This window comes from Mailhella massiliensis (assembly GCF_020741395.1).
Taxonomy (GTDB): Bacteria; Desulfobacterota; Desulfovibrionia; order Desulfovibrionales; family Desulfovibrionaceae; genus Mailhella; species Mailhella massiliensis_A.
In genome coordinates, this window is the sequence record NZ_DYZA01000173.1 from 1 (window position 1) to 11,989 (window position 11,989).

The 11,989-nt window shown below is 63.8% G+C and carries 11 protein-coding genes, 1 other RNA gene and 1 pseudogene; 9 read left to right on the forward strand and 4 right to left on the reverse strand.

From position 1 onward, the window contains the following. Positions 1 to 115 (forward strand): annotated as a pseudogene (locus tag K8W16_RS08675) (IS5/IS1182 family transposase); the annotation flags it as partial. A gap of 542 nt (positions 116 to 657) precedes the next feature. Here the strand turns inward: K8W16_RS08675 and K8W16_RS08680 are convergent. Beyond that, positions 658 to 1,149, reverse strand: a complete 492-nt coding sequence (locus K8W16_RS08680) for a hypothetical protein (protein ID WP_304122754.1) — start codon at positions 1,147 to 1,149, stop codon at positions 658 to 660. A gap of 364 nt (positions 1,150 to 1,513) precedes the next feature. On the opposite strand from K8W16_RS08680, the gene K8W16_RS08685 reads away from it, so the two are divergent. Continuing rightward, the gene (locus tag K8W16_RS08685; RefSeq protein ID WP_304122755.1) at positions 1,514 to 2,116 is read left to right on the forward strand and encodes a hypothetical protein; all 603 of its coding nucleotides are present in this window, start codon (positions 1,514 to 1,516) and stop codon (positions 2,114 to 2,116) included. Positions 2,117 to 2,122: 6 nt separating this feature from the next. Here K8W16_RS08685 and K8W16_RS08690 read toward each other — a convergent pair whose 3' ends face one another. The 3 genes from K8W16_RS08690 to K8W16_RS08700 form a co-directional block, all read right to left on the reverse strand. Continuing rightward, a complete protein-coding gene (locus tag K8W16_RS08690; RefSeq protein WP_304122756.1) occupies positions 2,123 to 3,520 on the reverse strand; it encodes a DHA2 family efflux MFS transporter permease subunit in 1,398 nt (465 codons plus the stop codon). Positions 3,521 to 3,688: 168 nt separating this feature from the next. Next, on the reverse strand, positions 3,689 to 3,811 hold the full coding sequence (locus K8W16_RS08695) for a hypothetical protein (RefSeq protein ID WP_304122757.1): 123 nt from the start codon (positions 3,809 to 3,811) through the stop codon (positions 3,689 to 3,691). Then, positions 3,795 to 4,481 (reverse strand): DsbA family protein, encoded by a 687-nt coding sequence (locus tag K8W16_RS08700; protein ID WP_304122758.1) that lies wholly within the window; start codon positions 4,479 to 4,481, stop codon positions 3,795 to 3,797. Before K8W16_RS08700 ends, K8W16_RS08695 begins: the two co-directional genes overlap by 17 nt. Before the next feature lie 524 nt (positions 4,482 to 5,005). On the opposite strand from K8W16_RS08700, the gene K8W16_RS08705 reads away from it, so the two are divergent. From K8W16_RS08705 to K8W16_RS08735, 7 genes are all read left to right on the forward strand, one after another. Then, the gene (locus K8W16_RS08705; protein ID WP_304122759.1) at positions 5,006 to 5,878 is read left to right on the forward strand and encodes a Nif3-like dinuclear metal center hexameric protein; all 873 of its coding nucleotides are present in this window, start codon (positions 5,006 to 5,008) and stop codon (positions 5,876 to 5,878) included. Next, positions 5,875 to 6,645, forward strand: a complete 771-nt coding sequence (locus K8W16_RS08710; RefSeq protein WP_304122760.1) for a zinc ribbon domain-containing protein — start codon at positions 5,875 to 5,877, stop codon at positions 6,643 to 6,645. The genes K8W16_RS08705 and K8W16_RS08710 overlap by 4 nt, the downstream gene beginning before the upstream one ends. Before the next feature lie 22 nt (positions 6,646 to 6,667). Further along, positions 6,668 to 7,027: RNase P RNA component class A (gene rnpB / locus K8W16_RS08715), an RNA gene on the forward strand. A 172-nt stretch (positions 7,028 to 7,199) separates the two neighbouring features. Beyond that, entirely contained in the window at positions 7,200 to 8,393 is a 1,194-nt protein-coding gene (gene ispD, locus K8W16_RS08720) for a 2-C-methyl-D-erythritol 4-phosphate cytidylyltransferase (RefSeq protein ID WP_304122761.1), read from the forward strand. 12 nt (positions 8,394 to 8,405) lie between these two features. Continuing rightward, the gene (locus tag K8W16_RS08725; RefSeq protein ID WP_304122762.1) at positions 8,406 to 9,650 is read left to right on the forward strand and encodes an aminoacetone oxidase family FAD-binding enzyme; all 1,245 of its coding nucleotides are present in this window, start codon (positions 8,406 to 8,408) and stop codon (positions 9,648 to 9,650) included. 396 nt (positions 9,651 to 10,046) lie between these two features. After that, positions 10,047 to 11,357: a UDP-glucose/GDP-mannose dehydrogenase family protein gene (locus K8W16_RS08730; RefSeq protein WP_304122763.1), complete on the forward strand. Its 1,311-nt coding sequence runs from the start codon at positions 10,047 to 10,049 to the stop codon at positions 11,355 to 11,357. Between the two features lie 61 nt (positions 11,358 to 11,418). Next, a partial coding sequence (locus tag K8W16_RS08735; protein ID WP_304122764.1) for an NAD-dependent epimerase/dehydratase family protein occupies positions 11,419 to 11,989 on the forward strand: 571 nt, incomplete at its 3' end.

Sequence of the window (11,989 nt, forward strand, 5' to 3'; positions counted from 1 at the left end):
AATCATGTTCGGCCGACTCAAGGATTGGCGCAGAATAGCCATGCGTTATGACCGTTGTGCCCACACGTTCTTTTCGGCCATTTGTCTCGCTGCCATTGTCATCTTTTATATTTAATGAGTCCTGAACCTAAGCCCCCGGCATGCCATGGCGGATGCGCCGCCGGTAAGGGCAAAATGTCCCCCATCCCCGCAGGGCTTGCGACTGTTCCTCCGGCAAACGCCCGTGTCCACGGGAAGCCGACGCGGCCTGCCGCCCGGCCCTCCCATGCCCCTGCGGCCTTCAACCTCTCATGAGAGCCTCCCGGCTGCTCCGCCCGTACACCGCAGGCACGCCGCGCCCTTTTTTTTTCACGTCAGCGCGGCCTGCCGTGCACAGCCCTGCCGGGATGCAGGAAAAACGCCGCCTTCAGGAAAGCCCCCGCCCCGCAATGCCGCAGCTTCAGCCCCGGCGGCAGGAAGGCGGCGCGCCCCTGCAAGGCCTTCCCGGGAAACTCTGCATCACGGCGCAGCGGTGAAGAAAAGAAAAAGCGGAAAAATCTTCCTTCCGGGCACAGGCACGGCACAGCCCGAAGAAGAAAACTGTCCGCCATTCCCCTTTATTCCCGGCGGACTGCCTCATGTGCACCGGGGCAAGGCCGCCCTTTTTAAGAGAAACGGCTACTCCAGCCCGAACTCATACTGTTCCAGCTTGTCCAGCACGGCGGAAAGGATCATGGCCATGACGGCGGAGACCATGGCCGCCGTCCCCTGGGGCACCTCCTCCACCTTCCTGCCGAGAAGGCGCTCAAAGAACACGGCCGGGCACTCCTGCGTCTTTGTCCTCACCATGGGATCCACATAGGAGCGGAAGGCCCCGTCCACAAAAGCCTCGGCTTCCGCCGGGCTGTAGCCCAGCCTGCCCAGCATGTCCTGCGTGGCGCGCAGGTACTCCACCACCACCACGTTGGGGGCCTGCACCATGAGCCCGTAGAGCACGGCGGCATGCACGAATGCCCGCCACTCCAGCATGAGGCGGCTTTTCTCCTCCACCGTTTCGCAGGGTAGGCACGCCTTCCGCGCCATGGCGAGCACGCCGCTTTCCGTGCTGTTCAGTTCAAAAAGTATGCCCGCCGCCTCCACGGCGCGGGCCAGAGTAAGCTTCTTTTTCATGGTATCCTCTGCGTTTTCAGGCCGCGCATAAAAAACGGCGGACACGCCCAGCGTACTATGAACATTTCGCCCGCATCAAGACGAAAAACAAGGCAAATCCCAGGCACGCCCTCAGAAAAGGGAAATCCCTTCCCCGGAAAAGCGCCGTTTCTGCGGCAGGCAAAGAGCGGCCGCCCCGGACTTGACGGCAGGGCCCCCTGTTTTTGCGGCTTAAAGCCTGCTATACCAAAAAAACGAGAACCGCGAAAAAAGAACGCGCCCTGCCGACGCAAGGCGCCCTTCAACAACGCTCCGCACAAAGGCGCGGTCTGCGCCGCCTTCCGGCCGCAGGCTTTGCCGCCCTCATTTTTCAGGAGAAGCCGCCATGAAAACAGCCCTGCCTGCGCTTGTCCTTGCCGCCCTTCTTTTCTGCCCCGGGCATGCCCCTGCGGCCGACGATGAAACGCTGTGGCAGCTCCTATACGAAGCCTTCGGCAACGAGGAACGCGTCTGCGCCGTCCTCGAACGCATCGACCACGAACTTTCCCTGCGCCCTGAAGATGAAGGGCTGCTCAACATGCGCATCTCGGCCTACGGCTCTCTTCACGACCCGTATTCCGCAAAGCCGGATGTGTATGCGCTGGCAAGGCTGCACCCGGATTCGCCCGTGCATCAGCTGCAGAAATGCATGGTCGACGAAGCCACCGGCATGGAGATGGAGGCCTGCCGGAGCTGCTACCTGAATGTGGCGGCCCTTTGCGAACGCACGGGCCGTACCGATGGTGATGATGCTGGGGAATACCTTATGGCCCTGCTGCTCGCCGAATCCCCGAAAGCCCGGGAGGTGAAGCAGCGTTTTCTTGCACGCCTGACCGACTCCCCCACGGATCAGCTTCTGCGCGAAGTCATGACGCATTTTTCCCGGGATATGGCGGTCGGCAGGGTGGAACGCCGTTTCGTCCAGCATCCCTGCCCGGCGAAAAAATAGCACCTTTCAGGCATCCTTTCCCTGCTCCGCGCCCCTGCCGAGAAGGTGGTCGCCGTCCCCGGGCCTGAGCAGCATGAACACGAAGGCGGAAGCGGCAGTCATGAGCGCCACGGTGACGAAGGTGGAGTGCAGGGCGTGCAGCTCGCCGGAGCCGGAATAAAATCTCAGAAGTGCCGTGCTTATGGCCACACCGAAGCTGATGCAGAGATTCTGCGACACGGAGAGCAGGCTGTTGCCGTCGCTCGCATGCTCGGGAGGGAGGTCACCCAAGGTGATGGTATTCATGGACGTGAACTGTCCGGACATGAGCATGCCCTGCACAAGAAGCTGCGCCACGAGCAGGGAAAGGGGCCAGCCCGGCTGCTGCAGGCCCATGAGCATGAAAATCCCTGCTATAGACAGGGTGAGGAAAAGCAGCACATGACGGTAGCCGAAGCGCTTGAGCAGGCGCAGCACCACGGTCTTGGTCATGATGGAGCCCACGGCCGGGGCGAGCATGATGAGGCCCGCCACGTCGGCGGAATAGCCGAGGCCTACCTGAAGCATGAGGGGCACGAGGAAGGGGATGCTGCCTATGCCGAGACGGGCCACCATGTTGCCCGTGATGCCCACGGAAAAAGTACGTGTGGCAAAAACCTTCAGGCTGATGAGGGGCGATGGGGTGCGCCGCGCGTGGAAGACATAGGCCGTGCCTATGAAAAAGCCCGCGCCTATGAGCGCAAAGGCGGGCAAAGAAGAGGAAGACCTGCCGCCGGTGAGTTCCACCCCCGCCGTGAGGGAAAGCACGGCAAGGCCTATGAGCAGAAAGCCCCGGAAGTCGAAGCGGCCGCGCGGCTGCCGGAAATCGGGAAAGACGCGCAGGGCGTAGAAAAGCCCCAGAACCCCCAGGGGAAGGTTGATGAGGAATATCCAGTGCCACGAGGCGTAGGTGACGAGCCAGCCGCCGATGATGGGCCCGACCACCGGCCCCACCAGGCCGGGGATGGTGATGAAATTGAACACCTTCACGAAATCCTCGCGCGTATAGGCGCGCATGAGGGTGAGGCGGGAAACGGGCACCATCATGGCTCCGCCCACGCCCTGCACCACGCGGGCGGCCACAAGAAGCGGCAGGGATACGGACATGGCGCAGAGCACGGAGCCCGCCGTGAACAGGGCCACGGCGGCAAGGAAGACGCGCCTCGTGCCGAAGGTATCCGCCAGCCATCCGCTCAGGGGAATAAGAAGGGCCACGGTAAGCGTGTAGCTTATGACGGCAAGCTGCATGGAAAAGGGAGAACGATGCATGGCAGCGGCGATGGAAGGCAGGGCCGTGTTCAGGATGGTGGAATCGAGCATCTGCATGAAAAAGGCCGCGGCCGTAATCACGGGAAGCCCGGTAAGCATATCGCGGGAAGAGAGCATGGCGGCATCCTTCCGCCCTTTCCGGAAGCACCCCGGAAAGAAGCGCGCCTGCGCCTGCAAAAGGCGCGGGAGAACGGTGAAGGCCCAGGGATACGGGGAAGCCTGGGCGGAGGGGCCCGGCGCGGAAAAAGGGCTTCCGCGAGAAGGCCGTTCTGCCGATACGCCATGCTACCCCATGACGATGCGCCCTTCAATCCCCTGAATTTCAAGGAAGGCCGCTTCGGCGCGGCGCAGAAAGTCCGGCGCGGCTTTCCGGCAAGGCAGGCAGAAGGGGTCAGGAGCAGCAGCCATCCAGCCCGCAGGCATGGGCCGAGGCTTCGGAGAGCGAAGCGCCCTTCAAAAGCGCTTCCTCTATCTTCGCCTCCACCTCCTCAAAAGGAGCGTAGCCCCGGGCCACGGCATGGAGCACGCCGTCGTCGGTCTTCACGAAAAGGGAGGGATAGACCACGAAATCGCCGAGAATGTCCTCGGCCTCGGCCATGTCGTGTTCGGCGGTATTCTTCGTCTTTTCCGAAAGGAGCATGGCCTCCAGATCCTCCTTCCCTATGCCCCAGCGCGCGGCGACCTTTGCCTGGTCGGAAAGGGAGAGCACGTCGAGACCGTCCTTGTAAAAGGCTTCCTGGAAGGTCTCCATCTGCTCCAGGGCACGGCCGGGCGCGAGTTTCTTGAGAGCGGCCATGAGAAGCGCGGAACGGGAAGAATCCATGGCGACGCCCTGCCCTTCCTCCAGAAGGCGGAAGAAGCCCTCGCCCAGGGGGCGGCCCGTAGTGTCGGAAAGGCGCTGGAAAAAGGCCCTGAGGCGCGGCGTACCCATGGTGGAAGTGTCTGCCGGTTCATCCACCAGATTGCCGCACAGGACGCGCACGGGGAAGGGATGCGCGGCGGCGAGCCTGCGCATCACGGGGGCGAAGCCGAAGCACCACGGGCAGAACACATCGGTAATATAGATAAAAAACGGCATGGCTTCCCCTTTGCAGGCATGAGATGGGAAAAAAGGACGGCCTCCCTCGCAGAGATAAACGCGCCCCGGGAGGGCATGGCGGGGCAGGCAGTAAAGGCAGCCCCGCAGAGGCACGTCAGGCACCCTACGCCGGAAAAAACGCATTTTCAAGCCCGGGGGAGGGAAAAAACGCATCTTCCGCCCTTGGAAGGGCTGCGCCCTGCCCGCGCTTGTGCAGGGCGCGGGCAGAGAGGGAAAGCCCCTCCCCTGAAGAAGCCCCGGCGGTCCGGAACGCGGAGCAGAAAAAGACCCCTTGCGCAAAGCTGCGGCGGCAGGCGGACAAATGCGCGCTTGACGAAGCTGGGAACTTTCCCTAGAAATATAAATTCCCCGGCATATTCATCAACATTCCTTCGTGCTTCGGCCCCTCCGAAAAAAGGGATGTTACGCTCCGCCGTGCCCCTCCCGGGATCAGGGTGCACGGCAGGCCGCATGCGGCATTGCGGGGCATGCGGGTTGCAACATCACGCAGGGAAGGCGATACCATGCTTCAGAGCGAACTCATCAGGATCATCGAACAGACGGCCCCGCTTTCGCTTATGGCAGAGTGGGATCATTCCGGTGTGCAGGTGGCTTCCGGCCGTGAAGTCATACGGCATCTTGCCGTATGCCTCGACCCTGTGCCGGAGCAGCTTCAGGCCGCCGCAGACGCCGGGGCGGACATGGTGCTCACGCATCACCCGCTCACCATGCGCCCGGCTTTTACCGACAGGCGCAACGGCTATACCGAAGCGCTGCGCATCCTGTACAGCCGCGATATCCCCCTCTACGCAAGCCACACCACGCTGGACGCAAACCCCATGGGCCCGAGCGCCTGGCTTGCCGATGAACTCCGCCTCACCGGCCGCGTGATCCTGGAAAAAACAGGCGTATTCACCGCGCCGGACGGCACGGTGCGGGAAGGGGGCTTCGGCTGCGCCGGAGAGCTGCCCGCGCCCATGAGCCTTTCTGAATTGTGCCTTGCCCTGCGCGCCCATCTGCCGCTGGAGCGCATGTGCGCCGTCGCCCGCCTTACGGGCGATCCTTCGCGCCTTGTCCGGCGCGTTGCGGTGTGCACGGGCTCCGGCTCCTCCCTTCTGGAGGAAGCGGCCGCCGCCGGGGCGGACGTATTCATCACGGGCGACGTGAAGTATCACGACGCCCTTGCGCTGCATTCCCGTCAGAGCGGAGGCAGCCCGGATTTCTGCCCCATGGCGCTGCTCGATGTGGGGCATTTTTCCCTGGAAGAAGAAATGACGCGCCGTTTTGCGCTTCTTCTGCAAGAGAAGCTCGAAGGCGTGACCGTGACGTTTTTGCCGGGCAGGGACCCGTTCCTGCCCATGACCTTTCTTTCTGAAGTACCGGAGGTACTGTCGTGAGCCTCTATATTGAACAGATCCGTCAGCTTGTGGCCCTCCAGCATGTGGACGACGGCATCCACGCCGTCCACGCCGAGCTTGAAGCCGCACCCAAGGAAGTGGAAAACCTGCAGAAGCGCTTCCAGTCCCAGGATGCCCAGCGCAACTGGATACTGGACAAGCTCCAGCATATCCAGGAACAGCAGAAGCGCCTCGATGCCGATATTCAGGATGACGAATCCCGCCTCATGAACAGCAAGAACAAGCTCATGCAGGTGGAGAATGACCGTGAATACCAGGCCATGATCCGCGAGATGGACACCATGGAGCGCCAGAACCAGACCCGCGAGGAAGAGCGCATGGCCCTGCAGGAAGAACGCTCCCTCCAGGAAGGCAACCTCCGCAACGTGGAGGAAACCTGGAACGCGCTCAAGGCCGAGCTGGAAAGCCAGCGCGAGAACCTGGAAAAGCGCCTGGCCGAATGCCGCACGAAGCTGGAGGAGCTGGAAGCCCAGCGCGCGGAAGTGAGCACCCTCATTTCCCCGCCCGTGCTCAGCCGCTATGAATTCATCCGCAACCGCCTGCGCCACCCCGTCATCGTATCCGTGGAAGCGGGCGTGTGCTCCGGCTGCCACATCGCCATCCCGCCGCAGGTCTTCATCGATCTTCAGCGCGGCAACCACATCATGAGCTGCCCCAACTGCCAGCGCCTCATGTACTGGGCCCACGACTATCAGGACCCGGACGCGCCCAAGGCAGAGCCCCAGGCCGAAGAAAACGCGGAATAAGCTTTCCCCCGGGAAATGTCAGGGAGTCGGACGGGCTGTCGCTGCGGGCCGCAAGGCCCGGGGAGGAAAGTCCGGGCTTCACAGGGCAGGATGCTGGCTAACGGCCAGGGCGGGCGACCGCCGGCAAGCGCAACAGAAAGCAGACCGCCGTCCTCCGGGGCGGTAAGGGTGAAACGGTGAGGTAAGAGCTCACCGGCTGACGTGGCGACACGTCAGGCCAGGCAAGCCCCATCCGAAGCAAGACCAAATAGGGAAACCGGCCGGCCCGGCCCATGGTTTCCGGGTAGGTTGCTTGAAGGCGCGGGCAACCGCGTCTCTAGAGGAATGACAGCCGCCGCCCTCCCGGGCGGTACAAAACCCGGCTTACAGTCCGGCTCCTTCTTATGGGGAGGGGGCTTTGCGCTCCCTCCCCGCGCCGTATGCGCCTCGCGCGAAAGGAACGCCCTTCCGGCTTCCTTATCCGCGCCGGGCGCGTTTTCACAACATGACGGGTCCTTTTCTCGTGCAGAAAGGCCCGTTCCCGCACGGGGCGGAAGCAGTTTTGAGAGGTGCGTATGCAACACGAATGTTGGGGCGTCATCCTTGCCGCCGGGCAGGGAACGCGCATGGCAGAGGCCACGGGGGGCAAGGCGAAGCAGTTCCTGCCCTATAAGGGCGCGCCGCTCTGGTGGAGCTCGGCAAAGGCCATGGCCGCATCCCCTCTGGTGCACGGCCTCGTGCTCGTCTTTCCCGAGGGCAGGCTTGAGGAGGCGCGCGAGGAAGCGCTCCGCCTCAACGGCATACACTCCTGCGGAGTGCCCTTCCTTTTTGCCGAAGGCGGAGCACGCCGCCAGGATTCCGTGCGCCGCGGCCTTGAGGCCCTGCCCGGAAGCTGCGAAAAGGTGCTCGTGCACGACGGCGCGCGCCCCTTCGTGAGCACGGCCCTCGTCACGAAGCTCGCCCTCTCGCTGGATGAGGAAGGGCTTGCCGGGGCCGTCCCCGGCCTTGCCGTGACCGACACCGTGAAGGAAACCGACGCTGCCGGCCTCATCACGCGCACCCCGCCGCGTGAAACGCTCCGCGCCGTGCAGACGCCCCAGGCCTTCTTTGCCGAAGAGCTCAGGGCGGCCCACGCCCGGGCGGAGAAGGAAGGCTGGCTCGTCACCGACGACGCCTCCCTCATGGAGCGCTGCGGCAAACGCGTGCGCGTGGTGGAAGGCGAGGCGCGCAACGTGAAAATCACAAAACCCGAAGACCTCGCCCTGCTCGCCCCCGCTTCAGCTCCCCTGCCCTGCTGCGGCTACGGCTACGATGTGCACGCCTACGGCGGCAACCGCCCCCTTATGCTCGGCGGGGTGGAGATAGGCGGCGAATACCTCATCCACGCCCATTCCGACGGTGACGTGCTCCTGCACGCCCTCATGGACGCCGTGCTCGGCTGCTTCGGCGGGGGCGACATAGGCCGCCTTTTCCCGGACAACGACCCGGCCTTTGAGAATATCCCCTCCTCCGTCCTGCTCGACCATGTGCTTACGCTGGCCGCAGAAGCGGGCGTGCGCCTCGTGCACGCCGACCTCACCGTGGTCGCCCAGAAGCCGAAAATAGCCCCGCACGCCGAAGCCGTGCGCAGGAACCTTTCCCGCCTGCTCGGCCTGCCCCCGGATCACATAGGCTTCAAGGCCACCACGGAAGAAAAACTCGGCTTCACCGGAGAGCTCAAGGGCATCAAGGCCGTGGCCCTCGTCACGGCGCTGCGCGAAAGCGCCTGAACCGGAGCCGCCATGCCCTGCTACGACGCCGCCATCATAGGGGCAGGCCCCGCCGGCCTGCTCTGCGCCAGAAACGCCGCCCGCGCGCACCTTCGCGTGGCCCTCATCGACAGCCATGAGGAGCCGGGGGCCAAGCTCTCCCTCGCAGGCGGGGGGCGCGGCAACATCACCAACCGCATCATTGCGGAAAACCGCTATATTTCCGGGCATCCCGAAAGGCTGCGCGCCGTGCTGCGCGCTTTTCCCTGTGAAAAGGCGCTGGACATACTGCGCGAGCTTTCCCTGCCCTTTGAGGAACGGGACTTCGGGCAGATCTTCGGCCTGCGCCCGGCGTATCTTCTGGCGGAGCGCCTTGCCCTTCAGTGCGACGACGCGGGCGTGGACTTCTACCTCGGCCGCACGGCGCGCGACATAGCCCTTCCCGCCGCTTCTTCCGCCCCGCGCTTCGGCGCAGGCGGGAAAAGGGACGTGTTCTCCCTCCTTGCCGGGAAAGAGCCCGTGCAGGCAAAGCGCCTTGTCGTCGCCGCCGGTTCCCCGGCCTTTCCCGCCGCAGGCTCAAGCGGGGCCATGGCCGGGCTTGCCGGGCGCTGGGGGCACAAGGTCATCCCCTTCCGGCCCGTGCTCACGCCCCTCGTCATGCCGCAGAACTGGCCCCTTGCAGGCCTTGAGGGCATAGGCCTCAACGTGAGGGCCGGGCTTCTGCGCGAAGGAAGGGAGCTTTTTCCCGACCCGGAAGGCATACGCCCCCTGCTCTTCACCCACAAGGGCATAAGCGGCCCGGCCGCGCTGGTGCTCTCCTGCTGGTGGCAGGAAGGCGACGAGATTCTTCTCGACTTCCTGCCCGAGCTTCCCGTCCTGGAGCTTCTGGACGCGAAGGAGAGCGGGAAAATGCTGGCGCGCAACATCCTTGCCCGCCGCCTTCCCGCACGCCTCGCCGACGCGCTCTGCCCGGAAGATATCCGCCGCCGCAAGGCCGCGGAGCTTTCCCGGAAGGACAGGCTGCGCCTCGCCTCCGCCGTACACCGCTTCCGCGCCCGGCCCACGGGTACGGAAGGGATGAAAAAGGCCGAGGCCGCAGCGGGAGGCGTGTGCTTCTCCTCCCTTTCCCGCCGCCTGGAAAGCCTCATCGTGCCCGGCCTCTTCTTCTGCGGGGAGGTCGTGGATGCGACCGGGCTTCTCGGCGGCTACAACATACACTGGGCCTTCGCCTCCGGCGCCCTCGTGGCAAAGGCACTGCAGGAGGGCCAACGTGACTGAATCCCCCCATTTCTTCCCCGGAAAAACCCTCCGGCAGGCTTTTTCCACCGCAGGGAGCGCCGCACAGGTTTTGCGCCTTCCGGGCCTTTTCCGGCAGGAAGGCGGCAAATATCATGGCTCGGCCCGCTTGCCCGCGCTAAAAACATACGCGCCGCACCCCGCCTCCGGGTAACGGATTGTAACAGGCGTTGACAGAGGCGTTTTCCCCCCTTTATTCAGCTGTTATCATAACAAGTTTCTCTACCGGGAAAAACTGCGTCCAGAACGACGGAACGCGGCCCCGCCCCGGGCCTTCTTCCGCCCCTGCCCCTCCCGGGGCATTGCCTTCAACTCGCCTTCCCGCCGCTCCGGGCCTTGCGTCCCCGGCTCCGAGAACAAGCGCTTAGAGGAAAATTCATGAATATAAGTGTGATAGGTTCCGGTTACGTCGGCCTCGTCACCGCCGCATGCCTTGCCGAAACAGGGCACGACGTGCGGTGCATGGACACGGACGAAGCCAGGATAGACAGCCTCCGCGCGGGATTCTGTCCCATTTATGAACCGAAGCTCCCCGAACTTCTCGAACGCAACGCCCGGGAAGGCAGGCTGCACTTCTCCGCCTCCCTGGCCGAAACTCTCGACGGGGCCGACGCGGCCTTCATCGCCGTGGGCACCCCGGAAGGGGAGGACGGCAGCGCGGACATACGCTACGTCTGCAACGCCGCACATTCCGTGGGCCGGCTCATGACGGGCGACCTTGTGGTGGTGGTCAAGTCCACCGTGCCCGTGGGCACCTCGGTGGAGGTGGAGCGCATACTTTTCGAGGAACTTGCCCGGCGGGGCGAGAAATTCCGCGCGGACGTGGCCTCCAACCCGGAATTTCTCAAGGAAGGCCATGCCGTAGACGACTTCATGATGCCCGACCGCGTCATCGTGGGCGTCAAGAGCGAGCTCGCCCTCAAGGTCATGACTGAAATCTACCGTCCCTTCCTGCACACGGAAGAAAAACTGCTCGTCATGGACAGAGCCTCTTCGGAGCTGACCAAATACACGGCCAACGCCATGCTCGCCACGCGCATATCCTTCATGAACGATATCGCCAACCTCTGCGAAGAAGTGGGCGCGAACGTGGACATGGTGCGCGAAGGCATAGGCATGGACAGGCGCATCGGCGAAAGCTTCCTTCAGGCGGGCTGCGGCTACGGCGGCTCCTGCTTCCCCAAGGACGTGAAGGCGCTTATCGCCACCGCCCGCAGGTACGGCCGTTCCCTCTCGGTGCTCGAAGCCGTGGAAAAGGTCAACGACGCACAGAAAAAGGTGCTGTTTGCAAAGATTTCCCGGCATTTCCGGGGCCATTTGGAGGGCAGGACCATAGCCCTGTGGGGCCTTGCCTTCAAGCCCGGCACCGACGACATGCGCGAGGCCCCCTCGCTCACGCTCATCCATGCCCTGCTCGCGGCGGGCTGCCGCGTGCGCGCCTTCGACCCCGCAGCCATAAACAAGGCTCGCGCCCTGCTCGGCGATGCGGTATACTTCGCCGAAGACATGTATAAGACGGCGGAAGGGGCCGAGGCCCTCGCCCTCGTCACGGAATGGGACACGTTCCGGCGGCCCGACTGGCAGAAGCTCGGCGCACTCATGAAGAGCCCCGTGATCTTCGACGGGCGGGGCATCTACCGCAGGGAAGAGGCGGAAAACGCGGGCTTCACCCTGTACAGGATAGGATAAATTCTCCACGCGCCTTCCGGCCATGCCGCAAGGCGCGGATTTTTTGAAAAACGAGGCAGATATGCAGGTACTCATCACCGGCGCGGCAGGCTTCATAGGATTTTCCCTGGCGCAGAAACTCCTGGAAAGGGGACACGGCGTCACGGGGTTGGACGAGCTGAACGACTATTATTCCCCGCTGCTCAAAAAGGCCCGCCTGGCCGCTCTGGGGGTGAAGGAAGACGCGCCCTGGGGCGTGGAAACGCAAAGCGGGGACAAGGGCGGCTTCCGCTTCGTGAAGATGCGCCTGGAAGACGAGAAGGGGCTGGAAGCGCTTTTCGAGTCCCACGGATTCGACATGGTGGTCAACCTCGCGGGGCAGGCCGGAGTGCGCTACTCTCTGGAAAACCCCCGCGCCTATGTGCAGAGCAACGTGCTCGGATTCGTGAACCTTCTGGAATGTTGTCGCCGCCACCCGGTGCGGCACCTGCTCTACGCTTCCTCAAGCTCCGTGTACGGCGGCAATGAAAAGACGCCCTTCCATGAGGAAGACCCGGTCAACACGCCGGTCTCCCTCTACGCCGCCACCAAGCGCTGCGACGAGCTCATCGCCCACGTCTACGCGCACCTTTACCGTATCCCCTCCACGGGCA

What these genes read in the sequence shown, in the direction of transcription:
- K8W16_RS08680 (WP_304122754.1), bottom strand. Translation starts at nt 1,149, where the DNA reads ATGAAAAAGAAGCTTACTCTGGCCCGCGCCGTGGAGGCGGCGGGCATA.
- K8W16_RS08685 (WP_304122755.1), top strand. Translation starts at nt 1,514, where the DNA reads ATGAAAACAGCCCTGCCTGCGCTTGTCCTTGCCGCCCTTCTTTTCTGC.
- K8W16_RS08690 (WP_304122756.1), bottom strand. Translation starts at nt 3,520, where the DNA reads ATGCTCTCTTCCCGCGATATGCTTACCGGGCTTCCCGTGATTACGGCC.
- K8W16_RS08695 (WP_304122757.1), bottom strand. Translation starts at nt 3,811, where the DNA reads ATGGCTGCTGCTCCTGACCCCTTCTGCCTGCCTTGCCGGAAAGCCGCG.
- K8W16_RS08700 (WP_304122758.1), bottom strand. Translation starts at nt 4,481, where the DNA reads ATGCCGTTTTTTATCTATATTACCGATGTGTTCTGCCCGTGGTGCTTC.
- K8W16_RS08705 (WP_304122759.1), top strand. Translation starts at nt 5,006, where the DNA reads ATGCTTCAGAGCGAACTCATCAGGATCATCGAACAGACGGCCCCGCTT.
- ispD (WP_304122761.1), top strand. Translation starts at nt 7,200, where the DNA reads ATGCAACACGAATGTTGGGGCGTCATCCTTGCCGCCGGGCAGGGAACG.
- K8W16_RS08725 (WP_304122762.1), top strand. Translation starts at nt 8,406, where the DNA reads ATGCCCTGCTACGACGCCGCCATCATAGGGGCAGGCCCCGCCGGCCTG.
- K8W16_RS08730 (WP_304122763.1), top strand. Translation starts at nt 10,047, where the DNA reads ATGAATATAAGTGTGATAGGTTCCGGTTACGTCGGCCTCGTCACCGCC.